Source organism: Variovorax nitratireducens (genome assembly GCF_051216545.1).
In the GTDB taxonomy this organism is placed as follows: Bacteria; Pseudomonadota; Gammaproteobacteria; order Burkholderiales; family Burkholderiaceae_C; genus Variovorax.
This window is the reverse complement of the sequence record NZ_JBPJZO010000003.1, coordinates 153,966-172,291: the sequence shown is the minus strand read 5'-3', so window position 1 is coordinate 172,291 and position 18,326 is coordinate 153,966. Positions and strand designations below refer to the sequence as shown.

The window sequence follows — 18,326 nt, the reverse complement described above, 5'->3', positions numbered from 1 at the left end:
GCCGCTTTTATCTTTACCGACATGCCCGAGATCGCTCCCCCCTTCGCGGGACACCGCGGAACCGGCTTCGCCGGGCCGCTGGTGTCGCCCCCGGCAGGGGGTTGGCGCAGCGACACGCAGTGCGCGCAGCCTGGGGGGGAGCTCTAGATGCGTGACCAAGCGCTCTTCGACAAGATCGATCTTCACTTGATCCGGGTTCTGCACACCGTCTTGACCGACCGCAGCGTGTCGCGCGCGGCCATTCGCCTGGGCATGTACCAGCCGGCCGTGTCGGCCGCGTTGAAGCGCCTGCGCGAGCTCTCGGGCGACCCGCTGCTGGTGCGCTCGGGCTCGGGCATGGTGCCGACCGACGCCGGGCTGCGCATGATCGAACCGAGCGCCAGCATCCTGCGGGCGGCCGAGGTGCTGTTCAGCGATGCGCGCGGCTTCGACCCGCAAACGGCCGAAAGCACCTTCCGCATCGCCGCGAGCGACTACCTCGATCCGATCTTCCTGCCGACGCTGGTGGCGCAGATCAAGAGCCAGGCGCCGATGTGCAAGATCGAGATCCATCCGCTCTCGCCCGATTCGGACTATCACGGCCACCTGTCGCTCGGCCATGTCGATCTGGTGATCGGCAACTGGCTCAAGCCGCCGGAAGACCTGCACATGGCACGCCTGTTCGGCGACGAGATCGTCTCGCTGATCAGTCTCGACCATCCCGCCGCGCGGCGCGGCTGGGACACGGGCACCTGGCTCGCCGCCGAGCACATCGCGCCGACGCCGACGCATCCGGGCGCGCGCGGCATCATCGACCAGATGCTCGACGGGCTGAATCTGCAGCGCAACATCACGGCCCGCTGCGCGCATTTCGGCCTGATCCCCGACATGGTGGCGTCGAGCCTGCTGGTGCTGACCACCGGACGCCAGTACTGCGAGCGTTTCACCGCGCGGCTGCCGGTGAAGATTGTCGAGTGCCCAGTCGCCTTTCCGCGCCTCATGTACTACCAGCTGTGGCACGAGCGAACCCATTCGTCGAGTTCGGCGCGCTGGCTGCGCGACCGCATCAAGTCGGTGGCGGCGTCGTTGCGTCCGGTGCAGGGTGCCGGTGCCGCGGCACTTTCGGCTATTGAAGACAAACAACGGGATCGGGCATGACACCCTTCAGACTCCAGCTTGCAAACATCACCAAGCGCTATCCGGCCGTGGTGGCCAACAGCGATGTCTCGCTGACCGTGCAACCCGGCGAAACGCATGCGGTGCTGGGCGAAAACGGCGCCGGCAAATCGACCCTGATGAAGATCATCTACGGCTCAGTGAAGCCCGACGAGGGCACGGTGAGCTTCAATGGCCAGCCGGTGAACATCCGCAACCCGCAGGAGGCGAGGGCGCTCGGCATCAGCATGGTGTTCCAGCACTTCAGCCTGTTCGACACGCTCACGGTGGCCGAGAACGTCTGGCTCGGGCTCGACAAGAGCCTGGCGCTGATGGAGGTGACGCAGCGCATCACGGCCAAGGCCCGCGAGTACGGGCTCGACATCGATCCCTCGCGCCCGGTGCACACGCTCTCGGTCGGGGAGATGCAGCGCGTCGAGATCATCCGCGCGCTGCTGACCAACCCCAAGCTGCTGATCCTCGACGAGCCGACTTCGGTTCTGACGCCGCAGGCGGTGCACAAGCTCTTCGTCGTGCTCAAGCAGTTGTCGTCCGAGGGTTGCAGCATCCTCTACATCAGCCACAAGCTGCACGAGATCCGCGAGCTGTGCACCGCGTGCACCGTGTTGCGCGGCGGCAAGGTCACGGGCGTGTGCAATCCGCAGAACGAAACCAACGAGTCGCTCTCGCGCCTGATGATCGGTGCCGAGCCGCCGCCGCTGCAGCACCGCGAACTCAAGACCGGCGCGGTCGCGCTGCGCGTGAAAGGCCTGACGCTGGCGCGCGACGACCAGTTCGGCGTCGACCTCGACGGCGTCTCGCTCGATGTGCGGGCCGGCGAGGTGGTCGGCATCGCCGGCGTTTCCGGCAACGGACAGAAAGAGCTGCTCTATGCGCTGTCGGGTGAAGACACGCGGGCCGAGCCGGCCATGATCGAGATGTTCGGCCATCCCGCCGCGCGCCTGCGGCCGCGCGGGCGGCGCAAGCTCGGCGTGCATTTCGTGCCCGAGGAGCGGCTCGGCCGCGGCGCGGTGCCGACGCTGAGCCTCGCACAGAACATGCTGCTGACACGCGACAACGCGATCGGCAAGAGCGGCTGGATCCGCATCGGCGCGCTGCAGACGCATGCCGAAAAAATCATCGCGCGCTTCAACGTCAAGGCGGGCGGGCCGGGCGCGGCGGCGCGTTCGCTCTCGGGCGGCAACCTGCAGAAGTTCATCGTCGGGCGCGAGATCGATGCCAACCCCAAGCTCTTCATCGTGGCGCAGCCGACCTGGGGCGTCGACGTCGGCGCAGCAGCGCTGATTCGCGGCGAGATCCTGGCGCTGCGCGACGCCGGCTGCGCGGTGCTGGTGGTGAGCGAAGAGCTTGATGAGCTGTTCGAGATCAGCGACCGGCTGTACGTGATCGCCAAGGGGCAGCTCTCGCCCTCGGTCGATCGGGCCGCGGCCACCGTGCCGCAGATCGGCGAATGGATGAGCGGCTTGTGGCAAGGCGCCACCGCTGCACGGGAGGCTACCCATGTTTAAGCTCGAAGCCCGCCCGCAGCTCTCGCGATTCTGGAGCTACGGCTCGCCGATCCTGGCGCTGCTGATCACGGTGGTGATCGGCATGGCGCTGTTCGCAGCGTTGGGCAAGGACCCGGTCAAGGGCCTGCTCGTTTTCTTCTGGGAGCCCATCAGGAGCGGCTATGCGCTGGGCGAATTGATGGTCAAGGCGACGCCGCTGCTGATCATCGCCCTGGGCCTTGCCGTCTGCTTCCGCTCCAACGTGTGGAACATCGGCGCGGAGGGGCAGTTCGTGATCGGTGCGATCGCGGCCGGCTATGTCGCGCTGCTGGCCGACAAGAGCACCGGCCCCTGGATCGTGGCGGCCATCATCGCGGCCGGCGTGCTGGGCGGTATGTTCTGGGCCGCGATCGTTGCGCTGCTGCGCGACCGGTTCAACGCCAACGAAATCCTGGTCAGCCTCATGCTGGTGTACGTGGCGACGCTGGTGCTCGGCTACGTGGTCGCGGGCCCGCTGAAGGATCCGATGGGCTTCAACTTTCCGCAGAGCAAGAACTTCGAGGCGGTGACGCAGATCCCGCGGCTCGTGAAGGGCTCTCGCGTCAGCATCGGGCTCGTTATCGCGCTCGGCGGCGTGGCGGCGCTCTGGATCTTCCTGTTCCGCACGCGGGCCGGCTTTGCGCAGCAGGTCGGCGGCCTCGCGCCGGCAGCAGCGCGCTACGCGGGCTTCTCGGCCCGGCGCGCGGTGTGGATCGCGCTGCTGACCTCGGGCGGCGCAGCTGGCCTTGCCGGTGCGCTCGAAGTCGCCGGCCCGATCGGCCAACTCACGCCCTACGTGCCGGCCGGCTACGGCTTCGCCGCCATCATCGTGGCCTTCGTCGGGCGGCTGCATCCGGTCGGCATGGTGTTCTCGGCCATCCTCATGAGCATGTTCTACATCGGCGGCGAGCTGGCCCAGTCGCGCCTCGGGCTGCCCAAGTCGCTGACCGGCGTATTCCAGGGGCTGCTGCTGTTCACGCTGCTGGCCTGCGACACGCTGATCGCCTACCGCGTGCGGCTCAAGGCTGCACCGAAGCCGGCGCCCGTCTCGTCCGGGTCGCCGGGCACGGCCTCCCTGCAGGCCAGTACCCCTCTCACCGCGCAGCCTGTCGCGCACGCCACCGAAGGAGCTCTCTGATGGACGGGTACGCACTCCTGCTGGGCTCGATGCTCAGCGCCGGCACCGTGCTGGCGATCGCTTCGCTCGGCCTCCTGATCAACGAGAAGGCCGGCATCGTCAACCTCGGCGCCGAGGGGCTCATGCTGTGCGCCGCGATCGCCGGCTTCGCGGTCACGGTGCAAACCGGCAGCAGCTGGCTCGGCTTTGCAGGCGGCATGGTGACGGGCGCCTTCCTCGCGGCCGTGTTCGGCGTGCTGGTGATCTGGCTCAACACCAACCAGTACGCGACCGGGCTCGCGCTGAGCCTGTTCGGTGTGGGCTTTTCGGCCTTTGCCGGGATCAACTATGTGCAGGCCAAGCTGCCCGAGAGCGTGCAGTACAAGCTGCCGTTTCTGGGCGATCTGCCGCTGGTCGGGCCGGCGCTGTTCCAGCACCATCCGATCGTCTACTTCGCGGTGCTGCTTACCTTTGCGCTGATCTGGTTCCTCTACCGCACGCGCTCGGGGCTGGTGCTGCGCTCGGTCGGCGAGTCGCCGGAGTCTTCGCACGCGCTCGGCTACCCGGTGCGGCGCATCCGCTTCCTGGCGGTGCTCGCGGGCGGTGCGCTCTGCGGGCTGGCGGGTGCCTACCTGTCGGTGGTCTACACCGGTCTGTGGGTCGAGAACATGGTGGCCGGCAAGGGCTGGATCGCGCTGGCGCTCACCACCTTCGCCACCTGGAGGCCGGCGCGCGTGCTGCTCGGCGCCTACCTGTTCGGCGGCGTCACGATGCTTGGCTTTCACCTGCAGAGCGTCGGCGTCGACATTCCGAGCCAGTTCCTCAACATGATGCCGTACCTCGCCACCATCGTGGTGCTGGCGCTGATCTCGCGCAATCCGGCCTTCATTCGAATCAACATGCCGGCGTCGATCGGAAAACCGTTCTACCCCGGCTCATAATCCATTCGTGTTTTCTTGTTTCGCAACCTGCCTTTTGAGGATTTCCGACAATGAATGATCTGATGAACAAGCGTTCCCTGCTCAAGCTGGCGGCCCTGACGGCCGTCGCTTCGGCCGCCCTGGTGGGTTGCGGCAAGAAGGAAGAGGCCGCACCCCCGGCTGCCGCCCCGGCCGCCCCGGCACCGACTGCTGCCGCACCGGCTCCGGCTGCGCCGCTCAACATCGCCTTTGCCTACGTCGGCCCGGTCGGCGACGGCGGCTGGACCTTCGCGCACGACAACGGCCGCAAGGCACTCGAGAAGGAATTCGGCAACAAGATCAAGACCACCTTCGTCGAGAGCGTGCCCGAATCGGCCGACGCCGAGCGCGTGTTCCGCGATCTCGTGGGCCAGGGCAACAAGCTGATCTTCGGCACCACCTTCGGCTACATGGAGCCCATGCTCAAGGTCGCGACCGATAGCAAGGAAGTCAAGTTCGAGCATGCCACCGGCTACAAGACCGCCGAGAACATGCGCACCTACGACAGCCGCACCTACGAAGGCGCGTACATGGCCGGCATCATCGCGGGCGCGATGACCAAGAGCAACACGCTCGGCGTGGTCGGCTCGGTGCCAATTCCAGAAGTGCTGCGCAACATCAACAGCTTCACGATGGGCGCGCAGTCGGTCAACCCGAAGATCACCACCAAGGTGGTGTGGGTCAACGAATGGTTCAGCCCGCCGAAGGAAACCGAAGCGGCCACCGCGCTCATCAATGGCGGTGCCGACGTGCTGTTCCAGAACACCGATTCGCCCGCCGTGCTCAAGACCGCGCAGGAAAAGGGCAAGCGCGCCTTCGGCTGGGATTCGGACATGACCGCCTACGGCCCGAAGGCCCACCTGGCCTCGGCCGTGATCAACTGGAGCCCGTACTACATCAAGGCCACGCAGGACGCGCTCGACGGCAAGTGGGCGACCGGCGCCACCTGGTGGGGCGTGAAGGAGGGTGCGATCGACATCGTCTCGCTCGCCGACGACATTCCGGCCGACATCAAGACCAAGGTTCAAGAGGTCAAGAAGGGCCTGAAGGACGGCACCTATTCGATCTGGAAGGGCCCGATCGTCGGCCAGGACGGCAAGGAGCTCGTGGCGGCCGGCGCGGTGGCCGACGACAAGTTCCTGTCGGGCGTGAACTTCTACGTCAAGGGTGTGGACGGCAAGGTTCCGGGCGAAAAGAAGTAGGCTCGCCCCCAGGCTTCGCGCACTTCGTGTCGCTGCGCCAACCCCCTGCCGGGGGCAACACCAGCGGGCCGGCGAAGCCGGTTCCGCGGTGTTTGCGCGAAGAATTCCACTCCGCTATGAAGGCTGCCGGTTAGGCAGCTTTTTTTTGTTCTTAAACGCTCTGCCACGATCGACCTAGGCGGATCGGACGCTATGAGTCGTTGACCGTCTCGTGATCAGCGGGCATGAGAATCTCGAGGAGCTCACAGTCCTCCGACCAATCGATGACCGTGTGCCGAATGCCGGGTGGTTGAACCCAGCTCGAACCGGCGACCAGGCGCTGCGGACCGATGCCTTCGAAATCGGTCTCGAACCAGCCCTTCAAGCAATAGACCATCTGGAACCTCACGTTGTGGTGATGCCGCTGGCTGAGTTCCGCCCGGAAGGGCGCGATCATGCGGATGACGTGGGCTTCGGCCAGCCCGTTGGTCGCGGCTGCGACGCCGAGGTCGCGGTAGCACGAATAGTCCCGCAAGCCACCTGTCTTGAAGTCGGCCTCGTTGTGGTGGCTGAGGACAAAGCGCTGTGGCGTATCAAGAAGCGGCGATTCCATCTGGTTCTCCGGAGTGATGAGATCGCACTCTGATCCGCAATTCAGAGCGGCGCAAGCGCGCACGGCAACTTCATGCCGTGGGGCATCCGGCCAGGATCGGCCATTCTGCTTGCCATGGCCGGCCCACGACAGTGGGCTCGCGCTGGGGCGCGGCTCCCTGAAGCGGAGCACGCTTCTCATCGCGACCGGCGTCCCGATCTTGTGCGGCACCCCGCGCGGCGCCACCCTCCGCCGGGGTCATAGAGCCAACTGCGTCAAGGCCCAGGCCACAGTTCCCAACTGCGCCACGTTGAGCATCATCCCGGCGATGTGAAGCTGGCGGAACTGGAAGATCGAAGTGTCGGCGGCTGGGATCGTGTGACGCAGGACGTCCATGCGCGGGATGACGATCCAGCGGCGCAGCGCGAACGCCAGGGCTGCGATGAAGGCCATGCCAAAGGCGAAGGCGGGCTTGCCGCACCATGCATAGCTGAGTGCCGCCACGCTCGCCGTCAGCATCACGGCAACGTAGTAGACGTTGAACAGCCCCCGGATGAAGCGCGAGTCCAGCGGGGTGTCGTGCTTGAGCACCAGCAGTGGCAGCGAGCCCATCATGAAAAAACCCATCCAGACGAGCAGGACGACGGTCGCTATGAGCGCAATGACGATGGGAAGCATCTGAGCCCCTCCGCGCGTTGGCGCTATTGCGCTTTCGCAGAAATGGCTTTTGCAGCCTCTTCCCAGTTCTCGCGGTGATCAGTCATGGCTGTACCTCGCTTGTTTCGCCATCATGCCATCCAGCGGCCAGCGAAGTTGCGGTGCGCGGCGCTGAGGGGCTCGGTACTGCGGTAGTGCGTCCCTCCGGCCGCGCCTCTGATCACGCTGGAGTTGCTGCCAGCGAGCGGCCGAGCTTGCGCAGATGTGCGGCGCCATCGCCAGACCAGGCACTGCCGTGCATGCAGGCCAGCGTCACGGGGTTCAGCCGCGCCAGCTTGTCGATCTGTGCCGGCGCGTTCAGGCTGTGTGAGAAATAGTCCATGCGCCCGCGGAAGGCCTCGCTCGATTCCACGATGTCTTCGTGGACGAGCGCCTGCTCACCCATGCCGGGCTGGGTGAACAGGTCGCCGCAGAACAGCGTCCTGGACGATTCATCGAACAAGTAGCCACACTCCCACCCGTGCGGCAAGTGGGGCACGGACTGCCACACGAGCTTGTGGCGCCCCGTGTCGAGCGGCTGCCCGTCAGTTAGTCCGATCGGCTCGACGTCGACCATGTCGCGGATCGACACCATGGCTGCGATGTCGCTGCACGCGGGCTGTGCCTGCGGTGCGGCCGCCAGGAATTCCGGGAGTGCGCCGCACTCGTCGGCCTCGACGTGCGAGAAGGCGATGTAGCGCAGTTGCTCAAGCGGCAGCACCTTCTCAATCTGCGCGCGTACCAGCGGAAACAGCTTGCGCGGGCCGGTGTGGAACAACAATGGGCGCTCGTCTACCAGCAGGTACTGATTGAACGAAAAGCCGCCGGGAATGAGTCCCGGTGGCATGGCGACGCTGATGCGGTGGATGTCAGGTGCAATCTCGGTGATCGATCCCGTTGGCGTGTTCATGGTCGTCTCCGCGGACCGGGGGACTGGATGTCGCTGACTCGGGGTCCGAGCGCAGCCAGCAACAGGTCGATGAGGAGTGCGCGCACGCGGGCACGCGGCAAGGCGTGCTGCTGCACGAGCCGCTGCCAGAGATCAAAGGACAACAGCGACTCCCAAGCGGCCGCCTGCACCGCCTGGGAACCCTTCTGATGCTGCGAGAGCAACCGCGCCAGCAGCGCTGTCAGCTGCTCGCGGCGGGTGGTTCGCAACTCCGCGAGAAACGGGATGACCAGCTCTTGCCGCCAGGTGGCCCAAGGCTCGACGTAGGCGTGCAATGCATCCACGGCCGCAACCAGTGTCGTTGCGGCTGCGCGCAAGTCGGGCGCAGCCAGAATTGCGTTCACCGGCAAAGGCGGGGCACGGTCGGCAACATGGCCCGTACACGCGGTCATCAGGGCGGCCTGCGTGGGGAAATAGCTGTACACGGTGGGCAGTGAGACGCCCGCGCGCTGCGCGATATCGGCATAGCTCGTGGCAAGCGGCCCCTTCGCGGCGTGCAACTGGGCCGCCGCGGCGGTGACGCGCTGGCGTCGCTCCGACATTTGCGCGAGCCGCTTGCCGGGGATGTAGCTGCGAGTCGGCATGTCCTGGCTCAAATGGTTGAGCGGAAACTTTAGTTTGAATTTACGTAAATTCAAATATTTTCGGGAGTGGTGGAAGCCTTGGTCTCCGGGCCACGGCTCGCTCAGTTGGGCGTTTGACCGGGCGTGCGACGACGCAGATACTTCGCGCGTGCTCTTGCACCTCCACACCCGGAGCCACTGCGTTGAATCAACCTGCTGTCAGACATGGGCTCACAGTCATCCTTGCTGCTGACGCCGAAAGCGCGACCGTAGCCGCCCTGGGCGCCGCGGGCCCGGACACGGACGCCGGGTCAGCACCGGCAGCACCACACCCATCGTCACGTCCGTCGAGTCTGTTCGTGGGCCGCCAGCAGGAAATGGCGCTCCTGACCAGCGCGCTGGCAAATGCCCGCCAGGGACACGGGCAGGTCGTGCTTCTGGCCGGCTCGGGCGGCATTGGCAAGACGCGCCTGGCGCAGCAAATGGCCGGGCGAGCCGAACAGGATGGCGTGTCTGTCGTGTGGGGGCGCTGTCTCGAAGAGCCAGGCGCGCCGCTGTACTGGCCCTGGCGACAATTGATCCGCAGCTATCTGCGTCGCAGTGGCGATGCCAATCCGGCCCAGACGCTCGGCGCGGGACTGGCCGACATCGCGAGCATCGTTCCCGAACTGGCCACGCAGTTCTCTCCACCCCAGCCCGGCACCGAAGCGGGAGACACCGCGCAGTCGCGCTTCCGCTTGTTCGACGCCATCGCCGGGTTCTGGCGCCGCGCCGCGCAGCAAGGACCTCAGATGCTGGTCTTCGAAGACCTGCATTGGGCTGACGCGACCTCGCTGCGCCTGTTCGCGTTTTTGGCCGCGGAACTCGAAGACAGCGCCTTGCTGGTAGTAGGAACCTATCGGGATACCGAACTGTCGCGCCGGCATCCGCTGTTCGACACCCTGGCGGAACTCGCGCGCTTGCCCGCATTCCAGCGACTCGAACTGACCGGCTTGAACCATCGGGAGACCGAGGAGTTCGTGGTGGCCGCCGGTGGCGGCCCTGCGAGTGCCAATTTCCTGAGTGCGATCCACGCGCGCACCGAAGGGCATCCGCTGTATCTCGAAGAGCTGCTGCGGCTCATGAAGGAGACGCGCGCGCCGCAGGCCTTGGGATCGGTCATCGACGACCCGCGCCTGCTGATCACAATTCCGACCGGCGTGCGCGAAGTCATCGGCAAGCGTATGAACCGCCTGTCCGTATCGGCCGGCAGGCTGCTGTCGATCGCCGCATGTATCGGCCGAACCTTCGATCTGGATCTGTTGGCGCGGCTGGCAGCCGACAAGTCCGAAGACGAAGTCCTGCTGGCGCTCGAAGAAGCACTGGCTGTGCACCTGATCGAGCCGGTGCCGCAGACGCAGCAGTTTCGCTTCAGCCACGCCTTGATCCGCGAGTCTGTGTATGACGAAATGCTGGGCCTGCGCCGGGCGCGCCTGCACCTTCGCATCGGTGAAATGCTCGAGCGGCGTTATGGCGCCGATGATTACACGGTGCTGCCGCAGTTGGCCTACCACTTCAGCGAGGCCGGGCCCGGCGGCGCAGCGGTCAAGGCGCTGGCCTATGCGAAGCAGGCGGCCGAGCACGCGGGACAGTTGCTCGCCTTCGAGGAGGCCGTGCGCCTCTACCAACTGGCGCTTCAGTTGCAGCGGGCGCATTTCGCCAACGATGCCGGCCAGCGCTGCCGCCTGTTGCTGGATCTCGGCAAAGTCGAGTTGTTGCTTGGGGCTGGTGAACAGGCACGGGCGGCCTACCAGGAGGCGGCCGACCTCGCGCGCATCCAGGGCCTGGGCGCGCTGTTTGCGCAGGCCGCCGTCGGCTTTGAAAAAAGCAGTGTCATTGCGGCCCGGTTCGGCGAGCCGGCGGTGGTTCTGCTGCTTGAGGCGATCGCCCTGCACCAGGCGGAAGATCCGTTGCGAGTGGAACTGCTGGGCTGCTTGTGTCGGGCTCACGTCTACTGCGCCCGTGCGGACGCGGCGAAGGAGGCCCACCATCGCGCGGTCACGCTGGCGCGGAAGATCGGCGACATGAGCGGGCTTCGCCTGGCCCTGGCCTCGATCGCCTCGGGCATCTACTGGCCCGGCCTGCTGCACGAGCGGCTGGCGGCCGCCCACGAAGCGTGGGGAATCGCCGAGGCGCTGGGACAGCCGCTGCTCAACCAGGATTTGCTGTCGTACTTCCTGCTCGACCTCATCGGCGTTGGCGACATCCCCTTGCTGACGCGCGTGCGGGAGCAAGGCCTGCGCCTCTCGGAACAGTCGGGCTCGCTGCGCGACCAGGCGGTCTGCCGATGCATCGAGGCATTGGTGGCCATCAACGAAGGCCGCTTTGCCGACGCCGAAGCCTGGGCCACCGAGGCGCTGGAACTCGGACGGCGCGTCGCCGAACACCTGGCGGTGGGTGCCTATGGCATGCAGATGTTCTGCCTGCGGCGCGAGCAAGGCCGGCTGCGCGAGGCACTGCCGCTGCTGCACCACTTCGTGGGAACCACGCCCAAGGCGCAGATCTGGCAGCCCGGGCTGGCCCTCCTGTATGCCGAACTGGACATGCGGCCCGAGTGCCAGGCGCAGTTCGACAGCCTGCCATGGAGCCGTGCCTTGGCGGCGCCGACGGACGCCAGCACGATGACGATCGCCATGTTCGCCGCCGAGGTGAGTGTCTACCTCGACGACGCCACGCGTGCGGCGCTGCTGTACCCGTTGCTGAAGGGCCATGCCGGCACCAACCTCGTGGCTGACTCCGGCGGGCCTTGCCTGGGCTCGGCCGACCGGCTACTGGGTCGACTGGCCACCGTGATGGGGCAATGGGAGGTGGCCGAGCGCCACTTCGAAGCCGCGCTCGCGATGGATCACCGAACGGGTTGGCGCGTCTGGCTGGCGCACAGCCGCTACGCGTATGCCGTGATGTTGCATCGGCGTGCGTCTGCCTGCGATCTCGATCGGGTGCGTACGCTGCTTGCCGATGCATTGGCCGAGAGCACCGCGCTGGGCATGGATGCCTTGACGCCGCGCATCACCGCGCTGACCGAAGCCATCGCCGCGCCGCGGCCGACCTTCCCCTGTGGACTGACCCAGCGCGAAGTCGGCGTACTTCGCCTGATGGCGATAGGACGCAACAACCGCGAAATCGGCCAAGTGCTGACGATCAGCCCGAACACCGTCGCCAACCACGTGCGCAGCATCCTGGAAAAGACCTACACCGCCAACCGAACCGAGGCCGCGGCCTATGCCAGTCGCGAAGGCCTGCTGAAGTAGCGAGGGGTCATTCCGGGCGGATGTTCTGGTTGACGCGAAACAGATTGTTCGGGTCGTACTGGCGCTTGACTTTCGCCAGCCGCGGGTAGTTGTCGCGATAGGACGCGCGGATGCGCTCCTCGCCCTCGTCCATCATCATGTTCACATAGGCGCCGCCGGCCGAATGCGGGTGCAGCGCATCCCAGTAGCCCTTGGTCCAGGAACTGATCTTCTCCGCATCCTGTGGGTCGGGACTGACGCCGACAATGACCTCGGCCCAGGTCGCATCCCGGTATGAAAACGGGGTGTCGGACGACTTGACGCGATGCGCTGCGCCGTCGATCGGGTACAGGTGCATCGTCGACTGCGGCGTTGGCATCTTTGCGGCGAAGCGCTGATGCTCGGCGATGGCAGCGTCCGACAGTTCATTCACGAAGTCGGCGCGCCAATACCACTGGTGGCCCGGCGGATACAACGCGTCGAACGCACTTTGCAACGCCGGGAAGGGCATCGGCTGCACACCGTGCATCAGCGGCGAGCCGAACTCACGCACGGGCTTGAATGCCGCATCGGCATCTTCCGGCGCCCCCGTGTAGCACCACACCACGCCGCACACGGCCTGGCCATGCAGCGCCTGCGGAAAAGGCTCTACCGGCGGCACCGTCAGGAAGGCAAAGAAGCCGTTCAGATCCTCCGGTGCGGAGACGATGAACTCGCGATACCAGCGCATGACCTCGCCGGCGCTCTCGAGCGGCCAGAAGGTCGGGCCGGCGACCACCGTGTCCACCGGATGCAGCCTGAACAGGAAAGACGTTACAACGCCGAAATTGCCGCCTCCGCCCCGCAGCGCCCAGAGCAGATCCGGGTTCGTTTCAGTGCTGGCGCGAACCAGGCTGCCGTCGGCCAGCACCACGTCGGCTTCGAGCAGGTTGTCCACCGTCAGGCCGCATTTGCGCGTCAGGTGACCAAGGCCGCCGCCGAGCGTGAGACCCCCGACGCCGGTGGTACTTATGATGCCGCTCGGCGTGGCCATGCCGAACGCATGGGCGGCGTGATCCACGTCGCCCCAGGTGCAGCCGCCTTCGACCCGCACGGTGCGCGCCGCCGCATCGACACGGATGCCCCTGAGGAGCGACAGGTCGATCACCAGCCCCTCATCGCAGGTTCCGAGGCCGCCGCCGTTGTGCCCGCCGCCGCGAACGGCCAGCAGAAGCGACTGCTCGCGTGCAAAGTTGACGCAGTGCATGACATCGGCGACGTCGCGGCAATACACGATGAGCCTTGGGTGGCGGTCGATCATCGCGTTGTAGACCTTGCGCGCGGTGTCGTAATCAGGCTCGCCGGGCTGCACGATGCGGCCGCGCAGCACGGAGGAAAGTTGGGCAATTTCGTCGGGGCTCGGCATGGCGTTTCTCCTGGTGAGTGGCACGTTCAAATGAACGTGAAGCCAGGGCGCAGTTGTACGCATCGTTCCATCGCGAGGGAATAGTCAGTTCTGACCATCGGCGCGATGGCGGCACCGCCCGGGCGCGGGGCCTGATCAGGCCAGCGACGCAAGAACCCGGGGATCGGTTCCAAAGACCTGCTGCACTTCGATGATCACGTCGGCCGGCACGTTCGCACGGCGTGCCGCCTCCCGGATCGCTTCCGGATCCTTCGCTTCGTACAGGCAGTAGGACTTGCGCTTGTCTGCACTCAGGAACGAGAACAGCCAGTTGACCCCTGTCTCGCCATTGATCTTCGAAATCGCGGCGATGCCGTCGGCGGTGAGGTCGAGTTTTTCGGCAAAGTGGCGCTCAATCAGGAACAGCGGCATGTGAGCCTCCGCGACATCGGTGCGAGGAGCGGTACGCCATGGGAGCAAGCGCTTCTCCGGTCTTCGGCGGTGTAGCTGCCAGACAGTAGCGGAACTGCGCACGCCCGGCAACTCCCCAGAAGCCCATCTCGTGCATCACACCGTGTGGCTGCGCTTATGCTTTGCGGATCACAACGCAGATTTCCCCGCCATGACCGACCACCGCCCCGCCTTCGACAAGATCTCCGCCGATCGCCTGCCCGCCCTGCTGCGTGCCATGCCCAAGGCCGAGTTGCACATGCACATCGAAGGCTCGCTCGAACCCGAGCTGATCTTCGCGCTCGCGCAGCGCAACGGCGTGACCATTCCCTACGCCGGCGTGGAGGATCTGCGCCGCGCCTATGCCTTCACCAACCTGCAGAGTTTTCTGGACATCTATTACGCGGGTGCCAGCGTGTTGTTGAAGGAGCAGGACTTCTACGACATGGCCTGGGCCTATCTCGAGCGCGCCGCGGCCGACAACGTGGTGCACTGCGAGATGTTCTTCGACCCGCAGACGCATACCGCGCGCGGCGTTGACATCAAGACGGTGATCGACGGGCTGCACCGCGCCTGCGTCGATGCGCAATCGAAGCTCGGCGTGGGCGCCGCGCTGATCCTGTGCTTCCTGCGGCACCTGAGCGAAGAGGATGCATTCGAGACGCTGGAGCAGGCGCTGCCGTACCGCGACAAATTCATCGGCATCGGGCTCGATTCGAGCGAGGTCGGCAATCCGCCCGAGCGTTTTGCCCGCGTGTTCGCGCGCTGCCGCGCGCTGGGCTTTCACCTGGTGGCGCACGCGGGCGAAGAGGGCCCGCCCGCGTACGTGTGGAGTGCGCTCGACGTCCTCAAGGTCGAGCGCATCGACCACGGTGTGCAGGCCACCAAGGACGCGGCATTGATGAAGCGGTTGGCGCAGGACAGGATCCCGCTGACCGTCTGCCCGCTGTCCAACCTCAAGCTCTGCGTGTTCCCCGATCTGGCCCAGCACAACCTCGGCGCCTTGCTCGATGCCGGCTTGGTCGCCACGGTGAACTCCGACGACCCGGCCTATTTCGGCGGCTACATGAACGAGAACTTCGTGCAGACTTTCGCGGCCACGGGTCTCACGGCGCAGCAGGCGTGGCAGCTCGCCGCCAACAGCTTCGAGGGCAGTTTCATCGAGGCCGCGGCCAAACGCGCTTACGTCGACCGCCTCAACGCCGCGTTCGAAAGCTTCGCCTGAGATTCGCGCGTCGAGCACGCAGGCGGGCCGCGCGCCACAGCGCCTAAAATATGGCCCGCATTGCAGGCGTCCCGGCTGCAACGCGTTTCTGTTTCACCGGGGCCATGTAGAGGAACACCATGTACAAAAACCTCGTGGCCGCGCTTGCGGCTGCCTGTTGCTTTTCGTCGCCCGCTTTTTCACAAACCACCGCGCCTGCGACCGATCCGCTCAAGGTCGGCTTCGTCTACGTTGCGCCGCTCACCGATGCCGGCTGGGTGCGCCAGCATGAAGAGGGCCGCAAGGCCGTCGAGGCGGCGTTGCCGGGCAAGGTCAAGACCACCTACGTCGAGAACGTGCCCGAGGGCGCTGATGCCGAGCGCGTGATCCGCGACCTGGCGCAGCAGGGCAACAAGCTGATCTTCACGCCCAGCTTCGGTTACATGGAGCCGACGCTGAAGGTGGCGAAGGACTTTCCGGACGTGAAGTTCGAGTCCGTCACCGGCTACAAGACCGCGCCCAACGTGGCGGTGGCCAACGCGCGCTACTACGAAGGCCGCTATCTCGCCGGCATCGCGGCCGGCCGCATGACGAAGACGCATGTCGCGGGCTACGTCGCGGGCTTCCCGATCCCCGAGGTGCTGCAGGGCATCAACGCCTTCACGCTCGGCATGCGCTCGGTGGATCCGAAAGCGCAGGTCAAGGTGGTCTGGCTCGACGCCTGGTTCGATCCGCCGAAGGAGCGCGACGCAGCCATGACGCTGTTCAACCACGACGTCGACGTGATCGCCTTCCACACCGGTTCCACCGCCGTGATGGCCGCGGCACAGGAGCGCGGCCGGATGGCCGTGGCCTACCACTCCGACATGCGCAAAGTCGCGCCCGATGCGCAGATCGTCGCTGTCACGCACCAGTGGGGCGGCTACTACACGGAGCGCGCCCGCGTGGTGCTGGACGGCAGTTGGAAGAGCGGCTCGGTCTGGGGCGGCGTCAAGGAAGGAATGATCCGCGTTGGCGACTTCGGCCCCAAGGTGCCCAAGGCGGTGCAGGACGAGGTGCTGGCGCGTCAGCGCGACATCGCGGCCGGCAAGCTGCAGCCCTTTCGCGCGGTGGCCGATGTGCGCGACAACGAAGGCCATGTCGTGATCCCGCGCGGCGTGGCGCTGACCGACGCGCAGATTCTCCAGATGAACTGGCTGGCCGAAGGCGTGCAGGGCAAGCTGGTGCGCGCCGGCTCGTAGGCGACTGAGCCCGGCGGCGGGTGGGGGTAGCATCGACCGCGATCCCCAGGAGACTTGCATGCGCCCCGTGGCCCCGCCTTTCACGGCATCCTTTCCCATCCGTTCCCTGGCCGACGTGCGCCGCCTCGAAGCCACGCCGCTCGAACAAGCCATCACCGCGCGCAGCACCTACGAGTTGTTCCGCAACGCGGCCGCGGCGCATGGCGATCGCACCGCGCTGACCTTCCTGCGCGACGCCGACCCCGAAACGCCGCCGATCCGCTGGACGTACGCGCAGCTGCTGGCCGGCATCCACCAGACCGCCAACCTGCTGCATTCGCTCGGCGTCGGCCCGCAGGACACGGTCGCGGTGCTGCTGCCCGGTTGCCTCGAATACCACCTGGCACTGTGGGGCGGCGAGGCGGCCGGCATCGTGCAGCCGCTCAACCCGCTGCTGACCGACGAGAAGCTGGTGTCGCTGATGAACGCGGCCGGTGCCAAGGTGCTGATCGCCTATGGCTCCGATGCCGAGTCCGGCATGTGGTCGAAGGCGATGCGATTGCGCGGGCAGGTGCCGTCGCTGCGCAAGGTGCTGCGTGTCTCGCCGCACGACGAGCCGGCGGATGCCGCGGTCGAACTGCCCGAGGGCGTCGGCGACTTCGTCGCGCTGCGTGCGACGCAGCCCGACGACCGCCTGGCCAGCGGTCGCGAGATCGCACCCGAAGACATCGCCGCCTACTTCCATACCGGCGGCACCACCGGCGCGCCGAAGCTGGCGCGCCACAGCCACGGTGCGCAGGTGTTCACGGCCTGGGCCTGTGTGCAGTTGCAGGGGCTCACCCATATGGACGTGACGATCAATGGCTATCCGCTGTTCCACGTCGCGGGCGTGTTGCCGGCGTCGCTGGCGGCCCTGTCGGCAGGGGTCGAAACCATCATTCCGACCACGGCGCTGCTGCGCAGCAAGGCGGTGGTCGCCAACTACTGGCGGCTGGTCGAAAAATTCCGGCCGACCTCGCTGTCGGCCGTTCCCACCGTGCTGGCGGCGCTGGCCAACGTGCCACTGGCCGGCGCCGACATTTCCTCCATCAAGTACTGCCGCACCGGTGCTGCCGTGCTTGCGCCCGAGCTGGCGGCGCGCTTCGAACGCCTGTTCGGCCTCCATGTGCACGAGAGCCTGGGCATGACCGAGATGGCCGGGATTTCGACCGTCACGCCACCGGGTGTGAAAGGGCCGGCCGGTTGTGTCGGCTTCCCGCTGCCCTATTCGCAGATGCGCATCGTGGCGCTCGACGACCACGGCGGCGCCAGCGACCGCGAGTTGCCGCCGGGCGAGCACGGCATGGTGCTGTTCAAGTCGCCCAACGTGTTCTCGGGCTTTCTGGATGCCGGCGATACCGCCAAGGCGTTCACTGCCGACGGCTGGCTCGCGACCGGCGACCTTGGTTGGATTGATGGCGAAGGGCGGCTCAACCTCACGGGCCGCTCCAAGGATCTGATCATCCGCAGCGGCCACAACATCGACCCCAAGACCATCGAGGATGCGCTCGGCGCGCATCCCGCCGTGCAACTCTGCGCCGCGGTCGGCGCGCCCGACGCCTACGCGGGTGAGCTGCCCGTGGCGTTCGCGACGCTGGTGCCCGGCGCGGAGGTGACCGAGGAGGAGTTGCGCGCTTTCACGGCCGGCCGTGTCGACGAAGCACCGGCCCGGCCGAAGTCGGTCACTGTGATCGAGCACATGCCGATGACCAACGTCGGCAAGATCTACAAGCCCGAACTGCGGGCGCTGGCCGCCGGCCAGGTGGCCACTGTGCTGGTCGCGCAGGGCTGCGACGAACTCGGCATCCCGCAGGCCGCACGCCCGCGCGTCGTGGCCGATGAACACCTGGGCGTTCGGGTGCTGATCGACCCTGTCGCGGTCGGCGCGCTGGCGGGGCCGTTGCAGGCACGCCTGGAAGCCGCACTGAAGCCGCTGCCGGTCAAGACTGCGGTGCAACTGGCCTGAGGCTTGGGGCTCGCCGCCGGGCAATGAGCGACTAGCGTTTAGCCGTGAGCCGTGAG

The 18,326-nt window shown here is 66.5% G+C and carries 15 protein-coding genes; 9 read left to right on the top strand and 6 right to left on the bottom strand.

Annotated elements, in window-relative coordinates; translation table 11 throughout:
• Positions 1 to 147 precede the first annotated feature (147 nt).
• The 5 genes from ACSFA8_RS10060 to ACSFA8_RS10040 are packed head-to-tail and all read left to right on the top strand — an operon-like array spanning position 148 to position 5,959.
• Entirely contained in the window at positions 148 to 1,137 is a 990-nt protein-coding gene (locus ACSFA8_RS10060; protein WP_435479372.1) for a LysR family transcriptional regulator, read from the top strand.
• Entirely contained in the window at positions 1,134 to 2,663 is a 1,530-nt protein-coding gene (locus ACSFA8_RS10055; protein WP_435479371.1) for an ABC transporter ATP-binding protein, read from the top strand. Before ACSFA8_RS10060 ends, ACSFA8_RS10055 begins: the two co-directional genes overlap by 4 nt.
• Positions 2,656 to 3,819, top strand: coding sequence for an ABC transporter permease (locus ACSFA8_RS10050; protein ID WP_435479370.1), 1,164 nt, complete (start codon positions 2,656 to 2,658; stop codon positions 3,817 to 3,819). Before ACSFA8_RS10055 ends, ACSFA8_RS10050 begins: the two co-directional genes overlap by 8 nt.
• Positions 3,819 to 4,739 carry an ABC transporter permease gene (locus ACSFA8_RS10045; protein ID WP_435479369.1) on the top strand — a complete coding sequence of 307 codons (921 nt, stop codon included), beginning with the start codon at positions 3,819 to 3,821 and terminating at the stop codon, positions 4,737 to 4,739. Before ACSFA8_RS10050 ends, ACSFA8_RS10045 begins: the two co-directional genes overlap by 1 nt.
• Before the next feature lie 50 nt (positions 4,740 to 4,789).
• Positions 4,790 to 5,959, top strand: coding sequence for a BMP family ABC transporter substrate-binding protein (locus tag ACSFA8_RS10040; RefSeq protein ID WP_435479368.1), 1,170 nt, complete (start codon positions 4,790 to 4,792; stop codon positions 5,957 to 5,959).
• A gap of 190 nt (positions 5,960 to 6,149) precedes the next feature.
• On the opposite strand, the gene ACSFA8_RS10035 is transcribed toward ACSFA8_RS10040, so the two are convergent.
• The 4 genes from ACSFA8_RS10035 to ACSFA8_RS10020 form a co-directional block, all read right to left on the bottom strand.
• Positions 6,150 to 6,551 (bottom strand): cupin domain-containing protein, encoded by a 402-nt coding sequence (locus tag ACSFA8_RS10035; RefSeq protein WP_435479367.1) that lies wholly within the window; start codon positions 6,549 to 6,551, stop codon positions 6,150 to 6,152.
• Between the two features lie 237 nt (positions 6,552 to 6,788).
• A complete protein-coding gene (locus ACSFA8_RS10030; protein WP_435479366.1) occupies positions 6,789 to 7,208 on the bottom strand; it encodes a hypothetical protein in 420 nt (139 codons plus the stop codon).
• A 199-nt stretch (positions 7,209 to 7,407) separates the two neighbouring features.
• Complete coding sequence (locus ACSFA8_RS10025) at positions 7,408 to 8,136, bottom strand: oxygen-binding di-iron domain-containing protein (protein WP_435479365.1); 729 nt, start codon at positions 8,134 to 8,136, stop codon at positions 7,408 to 7,410.
• The gene (locus ACSFA8_RS10020) at positions 8,133 to 8,813 is read right to left on the bottom strand and encodes a TetR/AcrR family transcriptional regulator (protein WP_435479364.1); all 681 of its coding nucleotides are present in this window, start codon (positions 8,811 to 8,813) and stop codon (positions 8,133 to 8,135) included. The genes ACSFA8_RS10025 and ACSFA8_RS10020 overlap by 4 nt, the downstream gene beginning before the upstream one ends.
• Before the next feature lie 284 nt (positions 8,814 to 9,097).
• On the opposite strand from ACSFA8_RS10020, the gene ACSFA8_RS10015 reads away from it, so the two are divergent.
• A complete protein-coding gene (locus tag ACSFA8_RS10015; protein WP_435479363.1) occupies positions 9,098 to 12,028 on the top strand; it encodes a helix-turn-helix transcriptional regulator in 2,931 nt (976 codons plus the stop codon).
• A 7-nt stretch (positions 12,029 to 12,035) separates the two neighbouring features.
• Here ACSFA8_RS10015 and ACSFA8_RS10010 read toward each other — a convergent pair whose 3' ends face one another.
• Entirely contained in the window at positions 12,036 to 13,412 is a 1,377-nt protein-coding gene (locus ACSFA8_RS10010) for an FAD-binding oxidoreductase (protein ID WP_435479362.1), read from the bottom strand.
• Between the two features lie 135 nt (positions 13,413 to 13,547).
• Positions 13,548 to 13,823: a DUF4242 domain-containing protein gene (locus ACSFA8_RS10005; protein ID WP_435479361.1), complete on the bottom strand. Its 276-nt coding sequence runs from the start codon at positions 13,821 to 13,823 to the stop codon at positions 13,548 to 13,550.
• A gap of 190 nt (positions 13,824 to 14,013) precedes the next feature.
• Between ACSFA8_RS10005 and ACSFA8_RS10000 the strand changes: the two genes are divergently transcribed.
• From ACSFA8_RS10000 to ACSFA8_RS09990, 3 genes are all read left to right on the top strand, one after another.
• A complete protein-coding gene (locus ACSFA8_RS10000) occupies positions 14,014 to 15,066 on the top strand; it encodes an adenosine deaminase (RefSeq protein WP_435479360.1) in 1,053 nt (350 codons plus the stop codon).
• A 119-nt stretch (positions 15,067 to 15,185) separates the two neighbouring features.
• On the top strand, positions 15,186 to 16,286 hold the full coding sequence (locus ACSFA8_RS09995; RefSeq protein WP_435479359.1) for a BMP family ABC transporter substrate-binding protein: 1,101 nt from the start codon (positions 15,186 to 15,188) through the stop codon (positions 16,284 to 16,286).
• 58 nt (positions 16,287 to 16,344) lie between these two features.
• Positions 16,345 to 18,270: an acyl-CoA synthetase gene (locus ACSFA8_RS09990; RefSeq protein ID WP_435479358.1), complete on the top strand. Its 1,926-nt coding sequence runs from the start codon at positions 16,345 to 16,347 to the stop codon at positions 18,268 to 18,270.
• Positions 18,271 to 18,326: the final 56 nt, after the last annotated feature.